14 protein-coding genes are annotated in these 24,492 nt (G+C 68.4%); all 14 read left to right on the forward strand.

The window, feature by feature from the left end; all coding sequences use genetic code 11:
- The first annotated feature begins 10 nt into the window (after window positions 1-10).
- The 14 genes from purL to gspD all read left to right on the forward strand — a co-directional run bounded on the left by purL (window position 11) and on the right by gspD (window position 24,397).
- Window positions 11-3,892: a phosphoribosylformylglycinamidine synthase gene (purL, locus tag SOM47_RS09525; protein WP_042615334.1), complete on the forward strand. Its 3,882-nt coding sequence runs from the start codon at window positions 11-13 to the stop codon at window positions 3,890-3,892.
- Window positions 3,893-4,331: 439 nt separating this feature from the next.
- Window positions 4,332-11,486, forward strand: a complete 7,155-nt coding sequence (locus SOM47_RS09530; protein ID WP_320505422.1) for an ESPR-type extended signal peptide-containing protein — start codon at window positions 4,332-4,334, stop codon at window positions 11,484-11,486.
- 164 nt (window positions 11,487-11,650) lie between these two features.
- A complete protein-coding gene (locus SOM47_RS09535) occupies window positions 11,651-13,552 on the forward strand; it encodes a S8 family peptidase (RefSeq protein ID WP_320505423.1) in 1,902 nt (633 codons plus the stop codon).
- Between the two features lie 137 nt (window positions 13,553-13,689).
- Window positions 13,690-15,414, forward strand: coding sequence for a type II secretion system ATPase GspE (gene gspE, locus SOM47_RS09540; protein WP_042614244.1), 1,725 nt, complete (start codon window positions 13,690-13,692; stop codon window positions 15,412-15,414).
- Between the two features lie 2 nt (window positions 15,415-15,416).
- A complete protein-coding gene (gene xpsF, locus SOM47_RS09545) occupies window positions 15,417-16,637 on the forward strand; it encodes a type II secretion system protein XpsF (protein ID WP_182656999.1) in 1,221 nt (406 codons plus the stop codon).
- Window positions 16,638-16,670: 33 nt separating this feature from the next.
- Window positions 16,671-17,105, forward strand: coding sequence for a type II secretion system major pseudopilin GspG (gspG, locus tag SOM47_RS09550; protein ID WP_223181789.1), 435 nt, complete (start codon window positions 16,671-16,673; stop codon window positions 17,103-17,105).
- A 19-nt stretch (window positions 17,106-17,124) separates the two neighbouring features.
- On the forward strand, window positions 17,125-17,619 hold the full coding sequence (gene xpsH / locus SOM47_RS09555) for a type II secretion system protein XpsH (RefSeq protein WP_320505424.1): 495 nt from the start codon (window positions 17,125-17,127) through the stop codon (window positions 17,617-17,619).
- Between the two features lie 17 nt (window positions 17,620-17,636).
- Window positions 17,637-18,068 carry a type II secretion system protein XpsI gene (xpsI, locus tag SOM47_RS09560; RefSeq protein WP_320505477.1) on the forward strand — a complete coding sequence of 144 codons (432 nt, stop codon included), beginning with the start codon at window positions 17,637-17,639 and terminating at the stop codon, window positions 18,066-18,068.
- Window positions 18,065-18,697, forward strand: coding sequence for a prepilin-type N-terminal cleavage/methylation domain-containing protein (locus SOM47_RS09565; RefSeq protein WP_320505425.1), 633 nt, complete (start codon window positions 18,065-18,067; stop codon window positions 18,695-18,697). Before xpsI ends, SOM47_RS09565 begins: the two co-directional genes overlap by 4 nt.
- Window positions 18,694-19,572: a type II secretion system minor pseudopilin gene (locus SOM47_RS09570; RefSeq protein ID WP_320505426.1), complete on the forward strand. Its 879-nt coding sequence runs from the start codon at window positions 18,694-18,696 to the stop codon at window positions 19,570-19,572. Before SOM47_RS09565 ends, SOM47_RS09570 begins: the two co-directional genes overlap by 4 nt.
- Window positions 19,569-20,723: a PilN domain-containing protein gene (locus tag SOM47_RS09575; protein WP_320505427.1), complete on the forward strand. Its 1,155-nt coding sequence runs from the start codon at window positions 19,569-19,571 to the stop codon at window positions 20,721-20,723. The genes SOM47_RS09570 and SOM47_RS09575 overlap by 4 nt, the downstream gene beginning before the upstream one ends.
- Window positions 20,698-21,429: a type II secretion system protein GspM gene (gene gspM, locus SOM47_RS09580; protein WP_320505428.1), complete on the forward strand. Its 732-nt coding sequence runs from the start codon at window positions 20,698-20,700 to the stop codon at window positions 21,427-21,429. Before SOM47_RS09575 ends, gspM begins: the two co-directional genes overlap by 26 nt.
- On the forward strand, window positions 21,419-22,201 hold the full coding sequence (locus SOM47_RS09585) for a type II secretion system protein, XpsN-like (protein WP_320505429.1): 783 nt from the start codon (window positions 21,419-21,421) through the stop codon (window positions 22,199-22,201). Before gspM ends, SOM47_RS09585 begins: the two co-directional genes overlap by 11 nt.
- 9 nt (window positions 22,202-22,210) lie before the next feature.
- Entirely contained in the window at window positions 22,211-24,397 is a 2,187-nt protein-coding gene (gene gspD, locus SOM47_RS09590; RefSeq protein ID WP_320505430.1) for a type II secretion system secretin GspD, read from the forward strand.
- The last annotated feature ends 95 nt before the right edge of the window (window positions 24,398-24,492 follow it).

Genomic DNA, 24,492 nt, shown 5'->3' on the forward strand with positions numbered 1-24,492 from the left:
TTCCCCGGACATGATGGTCCTCGAGGGCGCGCCCGCCCTGTCGGCGTTCCGCCGCGAACGTCTCGAATCCCGCCTGCAGTCCATTGCCGCCGATCTGCGCATCAGCGGAGCCTGGCAGGTCTACTTCATCCAGCCCGACGGGCAGGGCGTGGCCGATACCGCCACTCTGTGCCGGATCCTGGAGGCGCGTGAACGGGCCGAGCCGCTGGCCGAAGGCGCCACCCGACGCTTCGTGGTGCCGCGCCTGGGTACCCTCTCGCCGTGGTCCAGCAAGGCCACCGAACTGGTGCGCGGAGCGGGCCAGCCGGTCAGCCGGGTGGAACGCGGTCTGCGCATCGACGTGCTGGGTTGGCCGACCGATCCGGCCGCGCAACAGGCGTTGGTGAAGGCGCTGCATGACCCGATGACGCAGTCGGTACTGGAGACAGTGGAGCAGGGCAGCACGCTGTTCTCCACCCCAGCGCGCGGCGAACTGGAACGCGTGGCGCTGGATGACCTGGAAGGCGCCAACCAGCGCCTCGGCCTGGCCATGGCGCAGGACGAGATCGACTACCTGCGCGAGCGCTTCGGCCAGCTCGGGCGCAAGCCGTCGGACGTGGAACTGATGATGTTCGCGCAGGCGAACTCCGAACACTGCCGGCACAAGATCTTCAACGCCAGTTGGACCATCGACGGCCAGGAGCAGGATCGCTCGCTGTTCCGGATGATCAAGAACACCCACCAGCAGACCCCGCAGCACACGCTCAGCGCGTACAGCGACAACGCCGCGGTGATCGAAGGCCATCCGGCCGCACGCTACCGGCCGGATCCGGCCAGCGGCCAGTACCGCAGCGAAGCGGTGCTGCCCAGCGCGTTCCAGATCAAGGTGGAAACGCACAACCACCCCACCGCCATCGCTCCCTTCCCGGGCGCGGCGACCGGTGCCGGCGGTGAGATCCGCGACGAAGGCGCGACCGGCCGCGGCGGAAAGCCGAAGGCCGGCCTGACCGGTTTCTCGGTGTCGCACCTGCGCATCCCGACCCTGCCGCAGCCGTGGGAGGCGCCGCGCGCGCTGAACCCGCGCATGGCCCCGGCGCTGGACATCATGCTCGACGGCCCGCTCGGCGGTGCCGCGTTCAACAACGAATTCGGCCGGCCGAACCTGCTCGGTTACTTCCGCACCTTCGAACTGGCCGAGGGCGGCATCACCCGCGCCTACGACAAACCGATCATGCTGGCCGGCGGCCTGGGCGCCATCGACCGCGTGCAGGTCGACAAGATTCCACTGCAGGCCGGCGATGCGGTGATCGTGCTGGGCGGCCCGGCGATGCTGATCGGCCTGGGCGGTGGTGCCGCCTCGTCGGTGGCCTCCGGTGAAAGTGCCGAAGACCTCGATTTCGCCAGCGTGCAGCGCGACAACCCGGAGATGGAGCGTCGCTGCCAGGAAGTGATCGACCGCTGCGTCGGCATGGGCCTGGACAACCCGATCAAATTCTTCCACGACGTCGGTGCCGGTGGCCTGTCCAACGCCATCCCGGAGCTGCTGCATGACTCCGGCGTGGGCGGTGTGATCGACCTGGGCAAGGTGCCCAGCGATGATCCGTCACTGTCGCCGATGCAGCTGTGGTGCAACGAATCGCAGGAACGCTACGTGCTGGGCGTGGCCCAGGAACGGCTGGCCGAGTTCGCCGCGCTGTGCGCGCGCGAGCGTTGTCCGTTTGCCGCCGTGGGCGTGGCCACCACCGAAGAACACCTGGTGGTGGCCTACGGTGCGACGCCGGGCAATATCCCGGCCGATGCCCCGATCGATCTGCCGATGGACGTGCTGTTCGGCAAGCCGCCGAAGATGCATCGCGATACCAACCATCCGCCGGCACCGCGCTGGCCGGCGCTGAAGACCAGCGGCCTGGACCTGCATGAAGCCGGCCTGCGGGTACTGGCGCACCCGACGGTGGCGGCGAAGAACTTCCTGGTCACCATCGGTGATCGCAGTGTCGGTGGCCTGACTGCGCGCGAGCAGATGATCGGGCCGTGGCAGGTACCGGTATCGGACGTGGCGATCACCTTGACCGGCTTCGATGGCGTGGTCGGCGAGGCGATGTCGCTGGGCGAACGCACCCCGTTGGCCCTGCTGGATGCCGCCGCATCGGCGCGCATGGCTGTCGGCGAGGCGATCACCAACCTGTGCGCCGCACCGGTGGATGCGCTGGATGAGGTGAAGCTGTCGGCGAACTGGATGGCCGCGGCCGGCCACGACGGCGAAGATGCGTTGCTGTACGACGCGGTCAAGGCCGTCGGCATGCAGCTGTGCCCGCAGCTGGACATCAGCATTCCGGTCGGCAAGGATTCCCTGTCGATGCAGGCGCAATGGCATGACGCAGGCGAGGCGCACAAGAGCGTGTCGCCGGTGTCGCTGGTGATCACCGCCTTCGCGCCGGTGCTGGACGTGCGCCAGCAGCTGACCCCGCTGCTGCAGCGGGACCTGGACAGCGAGCTGTGGCTGATCGGCCTGGGTGCCGGCAAGCAGCGCATGGGCGGTTCGATCCTGGCCCAGGTGCATGCCGACCACGGTGGCCTGCCGGCCTTCGGTGGCACCGCGCCGGACCTGGATGATCCGCAGCGCCTGCGCGCATTCTTCGAACTGATCCGCGATGCGCGCCGTGACGGACTGCTTATGGCCTACCACGACCGCAGCGACGGCGGCGCCTTCGCCGCGCTGTGCGAGATGGCGTTTGCCTCGCGGATGGGCCTGGACATCCTGCTCGATGCCTGGGGGGATGATCCGTTCCGCAGCCTGTTCAACGAAGAGCTGGGCGCGGTGGTGCAGGTCGCGCGCGAAGACCGGGCGGCGTTCGCCGACCTGGTGGAACGCCACGCCCTGACCGAGTGCGCGCAGCGCATCGCGCGGCCGACCACCGCACCGGTGGTGCGTGTATCGCTGCACGGCGAAAACGTGGTCGAGTGGCGCTGGGAAGCGCTGTTCGATGCCTGGTGGTCGGTCACCCATGCCATGCAGAAACTGCGTGACAACCCTGAGACCGCCGACCAGGAACGCGAGGTCGCACGCGCCTTCAACGCACCGGGCCTGAAGCCGAAGCTGGGCTTCGACCTGGATGAGGACATCGGTGCGCCGTTCATCAACACCGGGATCCGGCCGAAGGTCGCCATCCTCCGCGAGCAGGGCGTCAACGGCCAGATTGAAATGGCGAACGCCTTCGAACGTGCCGGCTTCAGTGCGTTCGACGTGCACATGAGCGACCTCATCGAAGGCCGCGTGGACCTGCGCGATTTCACCGGCCTGGCCGCCTGCGGTGGCTTCAGCTACGGCGATGTGCTCGGTGCAGGACGTGGCTGGGCGACCTCGATCCTGGAGCGAAATGCGCTGCGCGATGCATTTGCGGCGTTCTTCGCGCGCGAAGACAGCTTCTCGCTCGGCGTCTGCAACGGTTGCCAGATGATCAGCCAGCTCAAGTCGATCATCCCGGGTGCCGAGCACTGGCCGCAGTTCCGCCGCAATGCCAGCGAGCAGTTCGAAGCCCGCACCGCGTTGCTGGAAGTCGTGGAATCGCCTTCGATCCTGCTGCGCGGGATGGCCGGTTCGCGGCTGCCGGTGGCGGTGGCGCACGGGGAAGGCCGCGCGGTGTTCGACACCGCCGTGGACCAGGCCGCTGCCCGGGTGTCACTGCGCTATATCGACGGCGACGGCAACGTGGCCAGCCAGTACCCCCTCAACCCCAACGGGTCACCCGAGGGCATCACCGGCCTGACCAGCACCGATGGCCGGGTCACCATCATGATGCCGCACCCGGAACGCACGCCGCGTGCGCTCAACCTGAGCTGGGCACCCGCTGAATGGCAGGGCGACTCGCCGTGGCTGCGGATGTTCCGCAACGCCCGCGTATGGTGCGGCTGAACACCGTTCAGTGATGCAGAGCGCCAATCCGCAGGCGTACTGAGAACCCGCCGGGCAACCGGCGGGTTTTTTCTTGGAACATGCTCGATGCGCGACGTTGGGCGCCGATAGGTTACTGAACAGGCGAAGTCCAGCTCGCTTGGAACAGGCTGAACTCTTCACATGAATGCACTGAACCGAGAAGGCAGTCACGTCATTTCTTTTTTCTTCGTCAAGCTATTGACGTCAGGAAATGTTCACGTTAAACCTTTAGCTCGTTCTGGAAACATTCAGTCAGCCGCACCCGCAGGACCGCGCGCACCGCTTCACGTTGCACTGCTCGCCGTTCGGCAACTGCAGTAAATCACGCGAACAAACGCCCTCAGGGGACGTTGGGCCATCGGGCCCGGCGGTGGCGTTGCTTTGCCCGAAAACCAGCCCAACCAGGAGTCGTACGCAGATGAATCGGATTTATCGCAAGGTCTGGAACAAAGCACTCGGACAGCTGGTCGTGGCCTCGGAACTGGCCTCTTCCGACCAGCCCGGCAACGTCATCGACAAGCGCCGCCGAGGCAGTGGTCCGATCCTGGTGGGCGCCTCGTTGGCGATGGCCTTGGGATGGGGAGCGGCCATGCCGTCTGCCTTGGCCCAGTCCGTTGCAGTCGGTGGCACCGAAGCGTGCACCCTGGCGGACGGCTCGCTGGCGCAATGCGCGGTGACCGGCAACGCAGTGGTTTCCGGTGCGACCGCAGTGGCCGTGGGTGACAGCAGCACCGCCACCGGCCTGTACGCCGTGGCCATCGGCGCCGACGCCATCGCTGGCAAATCGCTTGCGTCCGCCTTCGGTGGCGGCGCGCAGGCCAGCGCGACCAGCAGCACCGCGCTCGGTGCAGGCAGCGTGGCATCGGCCAGCAACAGCGTGGCGGTGGGTGCGGATTCCATCGCCACCCGCGCCGACAGCGTGTCGGTCGGCAGTGCCGGCAGCGAGCGCCAGATCACCAACGTGAAGGCCGGCACGGCCGACACCGATGCGGTCAACGTGGCCCAGCTGGACGAAGTGGCTGCCGTCGCCGACACCACGGCGAAGTATTTCCAGGCCACCGGCAGCGACGACAGCGATGCCGGCGCCTTCGCCGCCGGCGCCAATGCCACCGCCATCGGTGAGGCGTCCAATGCGCTGGCCGATGGCAGCACGGCCCTCGGCAGCGGTGCTGCCGCCGTGGCCAGCAATGCGACGGCGGTCGGTTTCAACGCGCTGGCCAGCGGCCAGAACAGCGCCGCCTTCGGCAACAACGCCCAGGCCAACGGCCCGGGCAGCGTGGCGGTCGGTGGTGCGGCAGTGGACGCCGATGGCAACCCGCTGATCACCAACGGCGGCGTGCCGGTGGATACCGGCGCCACGAGTGCCGGGGTGGGCGCCAGCGCGGTCGGCGCCAGCGCCGAGGCCAGCGGCTTTGCGTCGTCTTCGTATGGCCTGGGTGCCTACGCTGGCGGCGCGCAGGCGTCCGCTTTCGGTGCGGTGTCCAATGCGATCGGCGATTACTCCACCGCCATCGGCACCGAATCGGTCGCCACCGGCACCAGCAGCGTGGCCATCGGCGGACCGGCGGACCTGATCCCGGGCCTGGGCTACTTCGTTCAGACCCAGGCCAGCGGCGAATCGGCCACGGCCGTGGGCGCCGGTGCCATCGCCAGCGGTGACCTCAGCCTGGCCAGCGGCACGCTGAGCGAAGCATCCGGCGAGCAGGCCACTGCTGTCGGTTACTTCGCCTACGCCCCCGGCGACCGCGCCAGCGCGCTCGGCGCGCAGAGCTGGGCCAGCGGCGAAGACAGCACCGCGGTCGGCTTCTACAGCACGGCACGGGGGGCCAACAGCGTGGCGCTGGGCGCCAACTCCGAGGCAGTGCGCGCCAATTCGGTCGCGGTCGGCAGCGTCGGCAACGAGCGCCAGATCACCGATGTAGCGGCCGGTACCGAGGCCACCGATGCAGTGAACCTCGAGCAGCTGGACGCAGTGGCTGCTGTAGCCGACACCACGGCCAAGTATTTCCAGGCCACCGGCAGCGAAGACAGCGACGCCGGCGCGTTCGCGGCCGGCGCCAATGCCACCGCCATCGGCGAGGCGTCCAATGCGCTGGCCGACGGCAGCACCGCGCTCGGCAGCGGCGCGACCGCCGTCGCCAGCAATGCGACGGCAGTCGGCTTCAACGCGCTGGCCAGCGGCCAGAACAGTGCCGCCTTCGGTAACAACGCCCAGGCCAACGGCCCGGGCAGCGTGGCCGTTGGCGGTGCGGCAGTGGACGCCAATGGCGACCCGCTGATCACCAACGGCGGGGTGCCCGTGGACACCGGTGCGACCAGTGCCGGCGTGGGCGGCACGGCCGTCGGTGCCAGCGCCGACGCCAGCGGCTTCGCCGCTTCGTCCTACGGCGTGGGGGCCTATGCCAGCGGCGCGCAGGCATCCGCGTTCGGCGCGGTGTCCAATGCCACCGGTGATTTCTCCACCGCCATGGGTACCGGCAGTGCGGCCACGGGCAACAGCTCGGTTGCCGTGGGCGCCGATTCGGCGGCCAGTGGCGGCTACAGCACCGCAACCGGACAGGCCAGCATCGCCAGTGGCACCAACAGCGTGGCCGTCGGTGGGGCGCTGTTCGGCCTGCTCGCCACCGAAGCCTCCGGCAATTACTCCACCGCCGTCGGTGGCGGTGCCTGGTCGCCGGGCGCCAACAGCACCGCGCTCGGCAATGCGGCCGAGTCACGCGGTGACAACAGCGTGGCACTGGGTGCCGACTCCATCGCTACCCGCGCGGACAGCGTATCGGTCGGCAATACCGACATGCAGCGGCAGATCACCAACGTGGCCGCCGGTACCGAGGGCAGCGACGCGGTCAACCTGGACCAGCTCAATGCGGTCGCCGCTGGTGCGGAGAACACCAGCAAGTACTTCCAGGCACAGCCGGAAACCGGCACCGACATCGGTGCATGGGCCGAAGGCGAAGGGGCGCTGGCGGCCGGTTCGGCCAGCAACGCCATCGGTGATGGCGCCGTCGCACAGGGCGCAGGTGCTGCTGCCGTCGGCAACGACAGCGTGGCGGTCGGCCGCAACACCAGCGCCGGCGGCGAAGGCGCAGTGGCCATCGGTGGCCTCGGCCAAGCCTATGACGAATACAACTCCCCGATTTTCAACGATGACGGCAGCGCGGTACTGACCGGCACCACCGCCAGCGCCGGTTCCACTGCGGTGGGCAACGCGGCACAGGCTACCGGCCTGGTCAGCAATGCCTTCGGCTCCGGCGCACAGGCCACCGGCGACAACAGCTTCGCCGGCGGCAACAAAGCGCGCGCAACCGGCGGCTACAGCGTGGCGATCGGTGACAGCGCGTGGGCGAGCAGCGATGAAAGCACCGCCGTCGGCGGCTACAGTTTCGCCACCGCGGCAGGTGCAACGGCGTTCGGTTCCAGCGCATGGGCCACGGCGACCAATGCCTCCGCGTTTGGACCGGCGGCTTGGGCCAGCGGGAGCGGGTCGACCTCCATCGGTTACAACAGCTGGGCCGATGGCGCCAGCTCCACGGCGGTCGGCCGCGGTGCATTCGGCTACGGTGACTACAGCGTCGCGATGGGTTACCAGGCGCTCGGCAACACCATCAACAGCATCTCCATCGGTACCAATTCCGAAGCGCTCGGCGAGAGTGCCATCGCGATCGGTGCGGGCAGCAGCGCTGCCGGTGACAACAGCGTGGCCCTGGGGGCCGGTTCGATCGCCGATCGCGAACGCAGCGTCTCGGTCGGCACTGCCGGCAACGAGCGCCAGGTCACCAACGTGGCAGCGGGTACCGAAGGCACCGATGCGGTGAACCTGGATCAGCTGGACGCGGTGGCCGCCGCCGGCGAAGCGACCAGCAAGTACTTCCAGGCCACCGGCAGTGATGACAGCGACGCCGGTGCCTTCGCCTCCGGCGCCAACGCAACGGCCATCGGCGAGGCGTCCAACGCACTGGCCGTTGGCGCAACGGCGCTCGGTAGTGGGGCTACGGCGGTGGGTCAGAGTGCCACGGCGGTCGGCTTCAACGCCTTGGCAGCCGGGCAGAACAGCGCCGCATTCGGTAACAACGCGCAGGCCACCGGCCCGGGCAGCGTCGCCGTTGGCGGCGTAGCCGTGGACGAGGACGGCAATCCGTTGATCACCAATGGCGGCGTGCCGGTGGATACCGGTGCCACCAGTGCTGGGCTCGGCGGCACTGCCGTCGGTGCCAGCGCTGTTGCCAGCGGTTTCGGTGCAGCATCCTACGGTTTGGGTGCGTATGCCTCCGGCGCGCAGTCTGCTGCCTTCGGTGCGGTATCCAACGCCATCGGCGACTACTCCACGGCCATCGGTACGCAGACCCTCGCCACCGGCACCAGCAGCACGGCCATCGGTGGTCCGGTCGATCTGCTGCCTGGCCTGGGCTTCTTCATCTCCACCGAAGCCAGCGGCGAAGCAGCCACGGCGGTGGGCGCAGGTGCGCAGGCCAGCGGTGACAACTCCACGGCGGCCGGCACGCTGGCGTTCGCTACCGGCGACCAGAGCACGGCCATCGGCTATTTCTCCAGCGCCAATGCGGTCAACTCGGTAGCGCTGGGCGCCGACTCGGTGGCCAACCGTGACAACACGGTCTCGGTAGGCAGTGCCGGCAACGAGCGCCAGGTCACCAACGTGGCAGCGGGTACCGAAGGCACCGATGCGGTGAACCTGGACCAGCTGGACGCGGTGGCGGCAGTGGGCGAAGCGACCAACAAGTACTTCAAGGCAAGTGGCAGCGAGGACAGCGATGCCGGTGCCTTTGTCGAAGGCGAAAATGCACTGGCGGCGGGTGAAGCCAGCAATGCAATCGGCGACGGTGCGATCGCACTGGGCAGCGGCGCGACCGCGATCGGCAACAATGCCGCCGCGGTCGGCTTCAATGCCTTGGCCTCGGGTGAAAATGCCAGCGCCAGCGGCTTCAACGCGCAGGCCACGGCCGCCAACGCCATCGCCAACGGTGCCAACGCCGTGGCGTCTGGCGAGTACGCCACCGCCAATGGCGCAGAGAGCCTGGCCTCGGGTGAAATGAGTGCGGCGTTCGGCGCCGGCAGCATGGCCACCGGCGCCGGCAGCACCGCCAGCGGCGTGCTGGCTGAAGCCAGCGGCGAAGAAGCGGTCGCGGTGGGTTACTTCAGCACCGCCGATGGCAGCGGCGCCACGGCGGTGGGTTCCGAAGCGGTCGCCATCGGCAACACGGCCGCCAGCTTCGGCTTCGCCGCCGAAGCGACCGCCGGCTACAGCACGGCGGTGGGCGGTTACGCACAGGCGTCAGCGTTCAATGCCACTGCGCTGGGCAGCTTCGCCGATGCATCAGGTGCGAACTCGGTGGCACTCGGCGGGGACGCGGTGGCCAGCGGTGCGTACAGCACGGCGGCCGGCCAGGCCAGCATCGCCAGTGGCACCAACAGCGTGGCCGTCGGTGGCGCGCTCGGTGGGCTGTACGCCACCGAAGCATCGGGCAACTACTCCACCGCAGTCGGTGGTGGTGCGTGGTCGTCCGGGGTCAACAGCACCGCGGTCGGCAACGCGGCGATATCCGCAGGGCTCAACAGCGTCGCGCTGGGTGCAGACTCCATCGCCGACCGCGACAACAGCGTGTCGGTCGGTGGCGGTGGGGCCACCCGCCAGATCACCAACGTGGCCGCCGGCAGCGAGGCCACCGATGCGGTGAACCTGGCCCAGCTGGAAGCCGTTGCCGCGGCCGGTGCAACGGCCAGCAAGTACTTCGCCGCAAGCGGCAGCGAAGACAGTGACGCCGGTGCGCTGGTGGACGGCGAGAACGCGCTGGCCGCAGGCGAAGCCAGCAATGCGCTGGGGGACGGTGCGATCGCGCTGGGCAGTGGCGCGACCTCGGTGGGTGCCAACGCCTCGGCAGTCGGCTTCAATGCCCTGGCGGCAGCAGCGAATGCCACTGCCAGCGGCGCCAATGCGGCTGCATCGGCCGAGTACGCTACCGCCAACGGTGCAGAGAGCGTGGCATCGGCTGAAACCAGTTCGGCCTTCGGTGCCGCCAGTGTGGCCAGTGGCACCGGCAGCACCGCTGCTGGCGCCTTGTCCGAAGCATCGGGCGTGGAGTCGGTGGCAGTGGGCTACTTCAGCAGCGCCGCCGGCGATGCGGCGACGGCCATCGGTGCAGAGAGCAGTGCCAACGGCAGCGTGGCCGCCAGCCTCGGCTTCCGTGCCGATGCCAGTGGCGACTTCAGCACGGCGGTCGGTGGTCTCTCGCAGGCCAGCGCGTTCAACGCCACCGCGGTCGGCAACTCGGCCGTGGCCTCCGGTTCCGGCTCGCTCGCCCTTGGCGGTGACGCGCTTGCCAGCGGCGCACGCAGCGTCGCACTCGGCGCCGGTTCGCAGGCGCTGGAAGCGAACGTGGTGTCGGTCGGCGGCGGCAACGGAGCCAGTGCACCGGCGACCCGTCGCATCGTCAACGTGGCCGATGGTCGCCTGACCGCCGACAGCAGCGATGCGGTGACCGGTTCGCAGCTGACCAGCACCAACCAGCGGGTGGGTGCGGTAGAAACCAAGGTCAGCGATATCGACAACCGCATCGGCGGCCTGCAGACCACCCAGGCAAACACCCTGGCCTACGATGACTCCGAGCACGGCAAGCTGACCTTCAGCGGCACCCAGGGCACGGTGGTGGACAACATCGCCGCCGGCAGCATCAGCGGCGACAGCCGCCAGGCCGTCAACGGTGGCCAGCTCTTCCAGTCGCTGGCCAATGCGGCCAGCATGCTGGGCGGTGGCGCCAGCGTCGGCCTGCAGGGCGTGTTCGTCGCGCCGAATTACATCATCCAAGGCAAGACCTACAACAACGTCGGCGACGCCTTGACCGCGCTGGACAGCCGGGTTTCCAACCTGGGCCAGAGCCTGGCTTCGGGCACGCCGGTCAGCACCGCACCGTCGCCGGCCGCCGGTGGCAGCGGCCCGTCCACGGCCGCCGGCGGCACATTGCCGGTCGCCACCCCGGCCGCGGACGTCAGCCCGCAGGCAGTAGTCGGCCAGGGCGCGGTCGCCAGTGGCGCAGGTGCCACGGCGATCGGCCTGGGGGCAACGGCCTCGGCGGACAATTCGGTGGCACTGGGCCAGGGCTCGGTCGCAGACCGCGCCAACTCGGTGTCGGTCGGCAGCGTTGGCAACGAACGCCAGGTGACCAACGTCGCCGCCGGTACCCAGGCCACCGACGCGGTCAACAAGGGCCAGCTGGACAGCGGCGTGGCCTCGGCCAACAGCTATACCGATTCGCGCATCAAGTCGGTCGCCGACAGCTTCGACGTGTTCAAGGGCGACGTCGACGGCAAGCTGCGCAACATGGACCGCCGCATCGACCAGCAGGGCGCGATGAGCGCGGCGATGCTCAACATGGCCACCAGTGCGGCCGGTGTGCGCACCCAGAACCGGGTCGGCGTCGGCGTCGGCTTCCAGGGCGGCGAATCGGCGTTGTCACTGGGCTACCAGCGTGCGGTCAGCGACCGCGCAACGGTGACCTTCGGTGGCGCGTTCAGCAGTGATGACAGCTCGGTAGGCGTCGGTGCCGGCTTCGGCTGGTAACGCCTGGACGAGGGAAGAAACACGGCGGCGACCGTCCGGTCGCCGCTGGCCAGTGAAGCCTGAGGGGGCGGGTCACGGCAACCCTGGCGAGGCCAGCCAGGGGTAGTTGCAGGGAGTAAGGCCGCAGGTTTGGTTCCACCATCGACCCAGAAGAGGATTTCGACGTGATCAACAAGCAGAACCTTCGCATCAACGTACTCACCGCCGCCGTACTGTCGCTGACCGCAGGCGCGGGCATGGCCCAGGCCGCCGACCTGAAGGTCAGTGCGCCGCAGCAGCAGGTCCCCGCTGCGCAGCAGCAGGCGGCGAACGGCATCATTGTCAAGTACAAGGCCGGCAGCAGCGCGGCGAGCAGCAGCGCGGCCAAGGTGGCGGTCGTCAATGGTGCGCTGTCGCGTGCCACGTTGTCCGGCAACCGCGGCACCGCCAGCGCCCGCGCTGCCGCGTTCAGTCCGCAGGTCGCACGCCGTCTCGGCGTGGGTGCCGACCTGATCCGCCTGAAATCCCGCCTGGCCGGTGCCGACCTGGACAAGGTGCTGGCTGAACTGCGCGCCGATCCGGCCGTGCAGTACGCCGTGCCGGACGCACGCATGTATGCCATCGATGCCGGCACGCCGGCGCGCGCGCGTGCCGTCGTCCAGGCTGACGCAACGCCGGCCCTGGTGCCGAACGATCCGTACTACGCGCAGTACCAGTGGCATCTGAACAGCGCCACCGGTGGCATCAATGCACCGGCTGCGTGGGATGTGGGTGCCGGCGAAGGCGTGGTGGTGGCGGTGCTGGACACCGGCATCCTGCCGCAGCACCCGGACTTTGCCAGCGGCGCGCTGCTGCCCGGCTACGATTTCATCAGTGATGCGGAAACGTCGCGTCGTCCAACCGACGAGCGCGTCCCCGGTGCGCTGGACATGGGCGACTGGGTCGAGAACGACAACGAATGCTACGACGGCTCGCTGGCCGAAGACAGCTCGTGGCACGGCACCCACGTGGCAGGCACCATCGCCGAAGCGACCAACAACGCGCTCGGCATGGCTGGCGTGGCGCACAAGGCCAGCGTGCTGCCGGTGCGCGTGCTGGGCAAGTGCGGTGGCTACCTGTCCGACATTGCCGATGCGATCACCTGGGCATCCGGTGGCACCGTCGCTGGCGTTCCAGCCAATGCGACCCCGGCCGACATCATCAACATGAGCCTGGGCGGCGGCTCGGCCTGTGACCCGCTGTACCAGGATGCGATCAATGGCGCGGTATCACGCGGCACCCTTGTGGTGGTCGCGGCCGGCAACTCGGCCTCCAACGCGGCCAACTTCCGCCCGGCCAGCTGCAGCAACGTGATCGCAGTGGGTGCGAGCCGCATCACCGGCGGCATTGCCTCCTATTCCAACTTCGGTACGGTCGTCGACCTGTCCGGCCCGGGCGGCGGTGGCGGTGTCGACGGCAACCCGGGCGGCTACGTGTGGCAGGCAGGTTACAACGGCACCACCACCCCGACCTCCGGTGCCTACAGCTACATGGGCATGGCCGGCACCTCGATGGCTTCGCCGCATGTCGCCGGCGTGGCTGCCCTGGTGCAGGGCGCGCTGGCCGATGCGGACCGCGATCCGTTGACCCCGGCGGAGATGGAGACGCTGCTCAAGCAGACCGCGCGTGCGTTCCCGGTCACCATCCCGGCCGGTACGCCGATCGGTACCGGCATCGTCGATGCCAAGGCGGCACTGGATGAAGCGTTGAAGGAGCCGTGCACCGAAAACTGCGCACCGCCTGCCACCCCGCTGACCAACAAGGTCGCCGTGGCCGGCATCGCCGGCGCCAGCGGCAGCGAGAAGCTGTACAGCTTCGTGGCCACGGCCGGCAAACCGGTCAGCTTCGTCACCTACGGCGGCACCGGCAATGTGTCGCTGCACGTGGGCGCGGACACCGGTACCTCGACCGTGGTGTACACCGCCAAGTCGACCCGTGCAGGCAATGCTGAAACCGTGCGCATCACCGCGCCGGTGGCTGGCACCTACTACGTGAAGCTGGCCGGTGACGCGGCGTTCTCCGGCGTCACGCTGCTCGCCACGCAGTAAGTCAACACGTTGACCTGGACGGCCCGCCAGCTCGCTGGCGGGCCTTTTTATTTGACGCAATCGAGATTTTCCCGCGCTGGACGGCTGTGACCGACGGCGAACTGCTAAAGTCTGGACGATTGCAGGCGAGGCACTTTGTGAACGCAGTAGCCGACCAGGTCAACGTGGACACCATCGAAACGTCGCTGATCGACGCGCTGCTCCTGCGCGGACGGTTGAAGGATGCCGATCTGGTCCGCGCCCGCACCCTGCACGCCGAATCCGGTGGCAGCCTGCTGTCGCTGCTGGTCCGCCTGGGTCTGGTGTCCGAACGCGACCAGGCGCAGGTAAGCGCCGATGTGCTGGGCGTGCCGTTGCTGGATGCGCGGCAGATGCCGGAAACACCGCCGTCGTCGCTGGTCGATGCGTTGCCGGTGACACTGCGCTTCCTCAAACAGTTCCACGTCTGTCCGGTTTCGCTGGATGAACAGGGCCTGCTGCTGTGGCAGGCCGACGTGCATGATCCGTATCCCTGCCAGGCGATCAGCCTGGCCATGGGCGTGGACGTGCACCCACGGGTGGGCCAGCGGTCGGAGATCGACGACCAGATCGAGCGCTGGTTCGGCCAGGGTCGCAGCGCCATGGGCGCGATCGTGGAAACCGCAGATGGCGAAGGGGCCGCGGTGGATGACATCGAGCACCTGCGTGACCTCGCTTCCGAAGCGCCGGTGATCCGGCTGGTGAACCTGGTCATCCAGCGTGCGGTGGAACTGCGCGCCTCGGACATCCACGTAGAGCCCTTCGAAACCCGACTGAAAGTGCGCTACCGCGTTGACGGTGTGCTGATCGACGGGGAAAGCCCGCCGTCCAATCTCACCGCCGCGGTGATCAGCCGCATCAAGATCATGGCGCGGCTGAACATCGCAGAACGTCGCCTTCCGCAGGATGGCCGCATCATGCTGCGCGTGCAGGGCAAGGAGCTGGACCTGCGCGTCAGCACCGTGCCGACCGCGCATGGCGAAAGCGTGGTGATGCGCCTGCTGGACCGCGAAACCGTGGTGTTCGATTTCCAGCGCCTCGGCTTCACCGAGGAATTCCTGCCGGCCTTCCGCAAGGTGCTCGAGCAGCCGCACGGCATCCTGCTGGTCACCGGGCCGACCGGTTCGGGCAAGACCACCACGTTGTATACGGCGTTGAGCCAGCTCAATACCGCCGACGTCAAGATCATCACCGTCGAAGATCCGGTCGAGTACCAGATCGAAGGCATCAACCAGATCCAGGCCAAGCCGCAGATCGGGCTGGACTTCGCCAATGCGCTGCGCAGCATCGTGCGCCAGGATCCGGACATCATCATGATCGGCGAAATGCGCGATCTGGAAACCGCGCGTATCGCGATCCAGTCCGCGCTCACCGGGCACCTCGTGCTGTCCACGCTGCACACCAACAACGCCGCCGGTGGCATCACCCGCCTGCTGGACATGGGCGTGGAGGACTACCTGCTGACCTCCACCATCAACGGCATCCTGGCCCAGCGCCTGGTGCGCCGCCTGGAGCCGACCCATGCCGAACGCTATCCCGCTTCGCCGGAGGAAATCGAACGCTTCGACCTGCGTCGGCTGCAGCCGGAAGGCACCATCCACCTCTATCGTCCGCGGCCATCGGCGCTGGCGCCCACGGGTTACCTGGGGCGCACCACGATCGTCGAATTCCTGGTCATGAACGATGAACTGCGGCGCGCGGTGATGCGCCGCGACGGCATGGGCGAGATCGAACGCATCGCCCGCAGTGGCGGCATGCGCACCATGTACGAAGACGGCCTGCTTAAGGCGCTGGCCGGCCAGACCACGCTGGAAGAAGTCCTGCGCACCACCGAGGAAGGCTGAGCATGCCGGTGTTCCGATACAAGGCACTGGATGCGCAGGGCGAAGTGGTCGATGGCCAGATGGAAGCGGCCAGCCAGGCCGAACTGGTGGTCCGGCTGCAGGAGCAGGGACACCTGCCGATGGAAACCCGCCTGGCCAGCGAAGGCGGGCTGGAGGCGGGGCGCCTGCGCGGCCTGTTCAAGCAGCGCCCGTTCCAGGGCGCCGCGCTGCTGCAGTTCACCCAGCAGTTGTCCACGTTGCTCGGTGCCGGCCAACCGCTGGACCGTGCCCTGACCATCCTGCTCAGCCTGCCCGAAGACGAACGCTCGCGGCGCGTGGTCAGCGAAATCCGCGACACCGTGCGCGGCGGCGCATCGTTGTCCAGCGCATTGGAGCGCCAGCACGGGCTGTTCTCGCGCCTGTACATCAACATGGTGCGCGCCGGCGAAGCCGGTGGCAGCCTGCACGACACGCTGCAACGGCTGGCCGATTACCTGGAGCGCAGCCGCGCGCTGCAGGGCAGGGTGGTCAATGCGCTGATCTACCCGGCGATCCTGCTGGTGGTGGTCGGCGGGGCCCTGTTGTTCCTGCTCGGCTACGTGGTGCCGCAGTTCGCGCAGATGTACGAGAGCCTGGATGTCACGCTGCCTTGGTTCACCCAGCTGGTGCTGCAGTTGGGCCTGCTGGTGCGCGATGGCTGGATCTTCTTCATCGTGGTGCCGGCGCTGCTGGCCTGGCTGGGCGAACGCAAGGCGCGGCAGCCCGCGTTCCGGCTGGCGCTGGATGGCTGGCTGCTGCAGCGCAAGGGTATCGGTGGCCTGCTCGGCAAGCTGGAGACTGCGCGGCTGGCCCGCACCCTGGGCACCCTGCTGCGCAATGGCGTGCCGTTGCTGGCGGCGCTGGGCATTGCGCGCAACGTGCTGGGAAACCGCGCGCTGGCCGCCGACATCGACCTGGCCGCCGATGAAGTCAAGAACGGCAACGGACTTTCGGCCGCATTGGCACGTGGCAAGCGCTTCCCGCGGCTGGCGCTGCAGATGATCCAGGTCGGCGAGGAATCCGGCGCACTGGATACCATGCTGCTCAAGACCGCAGATACCTTCGAGCAGGAAACCGCACGCAGCATCGACCGCATGTTGTCGGCGATGGTGCCGGCGATCACCCTGGTGCTGGCCTCGGTGGTGGGGCTGGTGATCATCGCGGTGCTGGTACCGATGTACGACCTGACCAATGCCATTGGCTGACCCTGTTTTCCCCGTGGAAAGGAACCCCTGACGATGCGACACCGTCCCCTGAAAGCTTTTACCTCCGCTCGCCGCCAGTCCGGCATGAGCCTGCTGGAAATCATCATCGTCATCGTGCTGATCGGCGCGGTGCTCACCCTGGTGGCCAGCCGCGTGCTGGGCGGTGCCGACCGCGGCAAGGCGAACCTGGCCAAGGCACAGGTGCAGACCGTTGCCAGCAAGATCGACAACTACCGCCTGGACACCAACCGCCTGCCGGGCAAACTGGATGAACTGGTCACCGCGCCCAGTGGCGTGAACGGATGGATGGGCCCCTATGCGAAAGCATCGGACCTGGACGATCCGTGGGGCCGGCCGCTGGATTACCGTGCCCCCGGCGAGAGCCAGGACTATGACCTGATCAGCCTGGGCAAGGATGGCAAGCCGGGTGGCACCAGTTTCGATGCGGACATCCGCTACGAACAGTGATGCAGCGAAGAGCCTGCACATGCCTGGGCTGAGCCGCCTGCGCCTGCAGCCGATGCCCGCGTGCCACCCGCGCGTGGGCGGCATGTCGCTGCTGGAAATGCTGCTGGTCATCGCGCTGATCGCGCTGGTCGGGCTGGTCACCGGCGGCATGTTCGCGCGTGGCATGTCCGGTGCCCAGCTGCGCAATGCCGGCAAGGAGCTGGCCAGCCAACTGCGCCTGACCCGCGCCGAAGCCATCGCGCGTGGTTCCGTGCAGCGCTTCGTCATCGAACCCCGTGCGCGCCGCTGGGAAGGCGCGGGCGGACGCAGCGGCAGCCTGCCCGAATCGTTGCAGCTGAGCTTCGAGGGTGCCGCGCAGCTTCAGCCGGGCGCTGGGCGCGGCGCGATCGAGTTCCACCCCGATGGCGGCTCCAGTGGTGGCCGGATCGTGCTGAAGCGAGGAGACGCCCGCTTGCGCATCGACGTGGGCTGGCTGACCGGCGAAGTGCGCTCCGCTCCGGATGCAGCCCCGTGACACACGCCCGGTACGCAATGCGGGTACGTCGCCGCGTGCGCGGTTTCACCCTGCTCGAAGTACTGGTCGCGTTCGCGCTGCTCGCCATCGCGTTGACCCTGTTGCTGGGTACCCTGTCCGGTGCCGCGCGGCAGGTCGGGCAGGCCGATGTACGCACCCGCGCGGTGCTGCACGCACAGTCCCTGCTGACCAGCGTGGGCATCGAGTCGCCACTGCAGGAAGGCCAGCAGCAGGGCCGCTGGGAGCAGGGCCGTTACCAGTGGCAACTGCAGGTGCGTCCCTACGTGGAAGCCCGTGATACGCCCGCGCCGCCCGCACAGGCGCAGGCATCGGCCGGCCCACGCCTGGTGGAGCTTGAACTGCAGGTGCGCTGGACCCAGCCGCGCGCCGGTGAACTGCGCTGGCGCACGCTGCGCCTGCTGCCGCCGACGCTGGAGGCCAGCCCATGAACCATCGCGCATCAGGCTTCACCCTGATCGAAGTATTGCTGGCCACTGCGCTGCTGGCCGCGGGGCTCGCGTTGGCCTTTGTCACCGTGCGTTCGGCCATGACCATCAGCCAGCGTGGCGAGGCGATCGCCGCCGACAACGAGCGCATGCGCGCGGTGCAGGGACTGTTGCGACGGCAGTTGAGCCAGGCCCTGCGCAGCCGCATCGAGCCCGCCGATCCTGCGCGGGAACCGGTCTATTTCATCGGTGAAGCGCAGCGCCTGCGCTTCGTATCCGAAGTCCCGGGCTATCTCGGGCGCGGTGGATCCTACGTGCATGACCTGCAGGTGGTACGCAGCGGGCAGGGCGTGCGGCTGCAGCTGGGGCTGGTGATGGTGCAGGACGGCATGCAGATCCAGGAGCGTCCTCCGCGCGCGCCGGAGCCGCTGGCCGATGGCCTGCGCCAAGTGACGCTGCGCTACCGCGGCCGCGACGAAACCAGTGGCCAACTGAGCGACTGGGTGGACGCTTGGCCGGATACGCGCCGCCCGCCGTTGCTGGTTTCCGTGCAGGTGCAGCCGCTGCGCGGACCGGCGTGGCCGGAACTGCGCGTGGCACTGGAAAACAGCGGCCAGGAGCAGGCGCGATGACCGGCGTGCGACCCCGCCCCCAGCGCGGTGCGGCACTGGTCCTGGTGCTGTGGCTGATTGCGTTGCTGACCGCGCTGGTCGGCGCCTTCGCCTTGTCGGCACGTATCGAACAGCTGCAGCAGCGGGTGCAGGACGACACCGGGCGCGCGCAGGAAATCGGCCGTGCGGGGGTGGCCTATGCCATGTCGCGGCTGCGCGCCGATCCCGTGCGTCCCCCCTGGCAGCCCGATGGACGGCCGTATCGTTGGCAGTTCGATGGTGCGAAAGTGGATATCCGCATTGAAGACGAAGGCGGCAAGATCAACCTGAACCTGGCCGACGCCGCCTTGCTCGAGGGCTTCCTGCGCGCACTGCAGGTCGACCCGCAGCAGGCAACGCAGCTGGCCGGTGCGATCATCGACTGGCGCGACGCCGATGACCTCAGTCCCGCGGGAGGCGGCGCCGAGCTGGGCGACTATGTCGCCGCGGGCCTGCCGTACGGCCCGCGCAACGCCCGCTTCGAGACCCTTGGCGAGCTGCAGCGGGTGCTGGGAATCACCCCGGCGCTGTACCGCCAGATGCGGCCGATGGTGACCCTGCACAGCCGCCAGTCACGCCCGGACGGACGTTTCGCGCGCGGACCGGTGTTGACCGCGCTGGGCCTGGATGCCGCCCTGGTGTTGGCCCAGCGGGAGCAGGAATGGAGCGGCGCAGACGATCCGTCGCGTCCTGCCTCTATTGCCAGCGGCAGTGGCACCTATAGTATCGACTGTCGGGTCACGGATGACCGCGGTCGCATCGCCAGCAGCCGGGCCGTGGTGCGCAATGCCCAGAGCGTGGCGATGGGGCGGGCTTACACAGTGCTTGAATGGGAGCAGGGAATGGCATCGCAATGACAGCGTGGCAGCAAGGATTCAGGCAGGTAGCGGCACAGGTAGCGCCGCGCGCCGGCCACTTCCTGCACTGGTGGCGGACTTCACTGCTGGCCTGGTTGCCGGCCCGCTGGCAGTGGGCGCTGGGCTGGGCGCCAGCGCGCCTGCTGCTGCGGCAACAGGATGACCAGTTGCATCTGGAACGTGAAATCGGCACCCAGCGGCTGGCCGTGGGCACGCTGCCGTGGCCGTGCCAGGCCGCCGCGCTGGCCGCCGCATTGCCGCCGCGCCTGCAGCGTCTGCCGCGTTACTGGCTGTTGGATGGCGGCCAGGTGCTGCGCCGCACGCTGCGGGTTCCGGCTGCTGCAGCGGGTCGCCTGCTGGACGTGATGGGCTTCGAAATCGATCGGCAGACCCCGTTCACCGCCGACCAGGTCAGCCACGACGTACGCCTGTTGGGTGATGCCGGCGCAGGCCAGTTGGATGTCGAGCTGGTGGTGCTGCCGCGTGTGCGCCTTGAGCAGTGGCAGCAGGCCGTTGGCAGCTGGGCCGATGCAGTCAGTGGCATCGACGTGTTGGATCGCTCTGGTGAACCGTTGAAGGTGAACCTGCTGCCGCCTCCGTTGCGCCGGCACATGCGCAATCCCCAGCTGCGGCTGGAGCTGCTGCTGGCGCTGGCCGCGCTGGTAATGTTGCTGCTGGCGGGTGGCCAATTGCTGCATAACCGCGAACAGGCCGCCGATACGCTGCGTGCGGAAGTCGAGCGCAGTGCACGCAACGCACGTGGCGTGGCCGATGAACGCGCGCGCCTGCAGGCGCTGGTGGATGGGGCGCGCTTCCTTGACGAAGAGCGTCACAAGCGACCGACGATGCTGGCGGTATGGAACGAATTGAGTGGGAAGCTGCCCGATGGCAGCTTCCTTGAGAAGATCGGTGTGGAGAACCAGCAACTGCAGTTGATCGGGCTGAGCCGCGAGGCCAACCAGCTGGTGCCGCTGCTGCAGCAGTCCGCCCTGTGGCAGCGGGTGAACCTGACCGGCGTACTGCAGGCCGATGGAACCGCAGGCGGCCGTGACCGCTTCACCTTGACCGCCGAGCTGCGTGCTTCGGCCGACGCTGCCGCCACCATGGCGAAGAAGGGAGCGGCCGATGCCGGTGCCAACGACGCCCCGTGACCGCTGGCTGGCGCTGGCGCTGTTGCTCGCCGTGCTGGCGCTGGCCTACCTGCTGCTGGTCCACCCCTTCTTTACCGTGCCGTGGCGCGCGATCGACCAGGAAATCGTCGCACTGCAGGAACGCCAGCACCGCGTGCAGGTACAGATCGACCAGCGACCGGAGGTGAGCGCGCGCCTGCAGCAGGTGCAGCAGGCGCTGCGTGAGCGGCCTGGCTTCCTGCCCGAAGCCACCGCCGAGGCGGCGGCGGCGGCATTGTCCTCGCGCGTCCAGGACGTGGTGCTGTCCGCCAGCCCCGGCAACCGCGGCTGCGTGGTCAGCAACCGCACGCCGATGCCGGACAACCGTACCGAGGCCAGCTATGTCCGGGTCGCCTTGCAGGTCAGGTTGCGCTGTGGCGTGGATGAAACGGCCAGCGTGCTGCACGCGCTGGAAACCGGGGCGCCACGCCTGTTCGTGGAAAACCTCAACATGCTTGCACAGCGCTTCCAACAGTCCACCGAGGAAGCCGGTACCGGCCTTGACGTGTCCTTCGAGCTGATCGGTTATCTGCAGCCGGGAATCGCCGATGCCGGCGCGGCCCCTGCCTCTGTGGGAGATGACGAAGCGGCAGCCGCGGCAACGGAGATGGCGCCCGCGCCGGCCACCGACGAGGTCGATGCCGCCGGCAGTCCCCCTGCCGACGTGGAGCAGACCGATGCAGAGTGAGCGCTTCAGCCTGCGCGGCGCGATCCTGCTGGGGCTTGCCCTGCTGGCGGCGGCGGCCTGGTTGGCCACGGTGCTCGGTGTGGGTACCCGCATCCGTGGCGAAGACAACAGCGAGGTGGCCGCGCCCCGCCTGCCAACGCTGCCCGATGCTGCGGCTGATCCGATGGCCGCACCGTCCAGTTACAGCGCCATCACCGAGCGTCCGGTATTCGCCGAAGACCGCCGGCCGCATCCGTTCCGCTTGGGGGGGCAGCAGCAGGCCACGCCCGGGGGTGCATTGCGCTTGACCGGCGTACTGCTCAGCGGCAGCTTCGGCATGGCCACGCTGTCCGGCGACAACAACCGTTCACTGCGCCTGCGCCTGAACGGCGAGGCGCTCGAAGGCTGGCAGCTGCTGGCGCTGGAACCGCGCCGCGCGACCGTACTTGGCCCCGACGGTGCGCAGGTGCTGGAACTGGCGGTATTCGATGGCCAGGGCGGGCAACCGCCTACCCAGCTACGCGATCCGCGTGCGCCCGCCGGCGCGGCACGGCCGGGCATCGCCGTGCCGCCCCCCGCCGCCGCTGCGGCACGCGCAGGGCAGCCGAGCCCGGCGGTGGTTCCTGCAGCTGCCGCGCCCATGCCGGCTGCCAAGGAAGCGCCTGCCAACCAGGGCCCCAGCGAAGAACAGATGCGCGCGATCCGCGAACGCATCCGTGCCCGCCGCGAGCAACTCCAGCAGCAACAGCAACGCCAGTCGACGCCGCCCCCCGGCGGCGCTGCCAACCCTTAGAGTGAAAGCATGAACCTGCGTTTCCTTAGCTGCTCTTTCGCCCTCGCCCTGCTGGTCGGATGCACGACGGTGCCCACTCCGGACGTGCAGCGCAAGGCGCGTTTCGACACCGGCATCAGCACGCCCACCGAGAACCTCGAGACGGAAGAGCAGGGCGCGCCGAAGGCGGTGATCCGCCGCGGCACCGGCACGATGATCAACCGCAGTGCCGCAGCGGCGCGGTCACCTGCGCTGGCGCAGGCCAGCAGTGGCGATGCCACGTTCAATTTCGAAGGCGAGTCGCTGCATGCGGTGGTCAAGGCCATCCTGGGCGACCTGCTGGGTCAGAACTACGTCATCGCGCCTGGCGTGCAGGGCACGGTGACGCTGGCCACGCCCAAGCCGGTGTCCGGCGCGCAGGCGCTCAACCTGCTGGAGATGGTGCTGGGCTGGAACAACGCACGCATGGTCTACAGCGGCGGCCGCTACAACATCGTGGCCGCCGACCAGGCGCTGGCCGGTACGGTGGCGCCGAGCACCGCGCCAGCGGCCAATGCGCGCGGATTCGAAGTGCGCGTGGTACCGCTCCAGTACATCTCCGCTGCGGAGATGAAAAAAGTGCTGGAGCCCTACGCGCGGCCCAACGCGATCGTGAATGTTGACAGCGGACGCAACGTCATCACCTTGGGTGGCACGCGCCAGGAACTGGAAAACTACCTGCACACCGTGCAGATCTTCGACGTCGACTGGTTGTCCGGGATGTCGGTGGGCGTGTTCCCGATCAGTTCCGGAAAGGCTGAACAGGTCTCCGCCGATCTGGAGAAGATCTTCGGCAAGGACAGCGAGACGCCCAGCGCGGGGATGCTGCGCTTCCTCCCGCTGGAAAACGCGAATGCGGTACTGGTGATCACCCCGCAGGTGCGTTACCTGGACCAGATCCAGCAGTGGCTGGATCGCATCGACACCGCCGGCGGTGCGCCACGGCTGTTCTCCTATGAGCTGCGTTACGTCAAGGCGCGCGATCTTGCCGAACGGCTGGCAGAGGCCTTCGGCAGCAGCGGCAGTGGTCGTGGAGGCGACAGCGGCGCCTCGTTGGCACCGGGTGGTACCAGCTCGCGGATCGACGGGGGCGACAGCCGCGCGCAGGACGCCGGACTGGAAAGCAGTGCGTCGGGGACCTCCGGTAGCAGCCCCGGCCAGGGGGGTTCTTCGATGAGCCTGCCGCAGCGCCAGTCAGGCAACGCCAGCGTCACCCTGGAGATCGCCGGTGACACGGTCGGCGTGTCCGCCGTGGAAGAAACCAACACCCTGCTGGTGCGCTCCACGCCGCAGGCCTGGCGTTCCATCCGCGAGGTGGTGGAAAAGCTGGACGTGATGCCGATGCAGGTGCATATCGAAGCCCAGGTCGCCGAGGTCAGGCTGACCGGTGAGTTGAGCTATGGCGTGAACTGGTACTTCGAGAACGCCGTGCAGGGCGTCGGGTATACCGGCGCGGTGGGCGGCGCCACGCTGCCCAATGCGGCAGGCCGCGACATCTGGGGGACCTTCTCCGGTGCGGTCACCGGCGGTAGCGGACTGGGCTGGACCTTCCTCGGGCGCAATGCCGCCGCAGTGGTCAGTGCCCTGGACAAGGTGTCCGATGTCCGGCTGCTGCAGACGCCCTCCATTTTCGTGCGCAACAACGCCGAAGCGACCCTCAACGTAGGTGAGCGGGTGCCGATCACCAGCACCTCGTTCAACAGCGGCGTGGGCGGTGGGACCTACGGCCAGGTGCAGTACATCGATACCGGCGTGATCCTGAAGGTGCGGCCACGGGTGACCCGTGATGGCACGGTGTTCCTGGATATCGTGCAGGAGGTGAGCAACGCCGAGGCGGTCGCCAGCAACTGCGACCAGGCCAGCGGCGGCTGCAACCCGCGCATCACCACGCGCAAGCTGGCCACCGAAGCGGCGGTGCAGAGCGGCGATACGATCATGCTCGCCGGACTGACCACCGACTCCGGCACCGACAGCAGCAGCGGCATCCCCGGCCTCAGTCGTATTCCGGTGGTTGGCGCGCTGTTCGGCAGCAAGGGGCGCAACAGCGGGCGCTCGGAGGTCATTGTCCTGCTGACCCCGACCATCGTCCGCAACGGCCAGGAATCCCGGGACCTGACCGACGAATACAGCCGACGTTTCCGCGCCATGGAGCCGATCAACACGCCGCGCGGGAAATAGCGAACGACAGGGACGGTCGCATTGCGGCCGTCCTGCTTGCTACGCTCGCCCTACACGGCCGCGGCAACCGCCCGCCGTGCATCCACAGCGGAGGC

The sequence above is a fragment of the Stenotrophomonas sp. CFBP8980 genome (assembly GCF_034046095.1).
Classification (GTDB): domain Bacteria; phylum Pseudomonadota; class Gammaproteobacteria; order Xanthomonadales; family Xanthomonadaceae; genus Stenotrophomonas; species Stenotrophomonas lacuserhaii.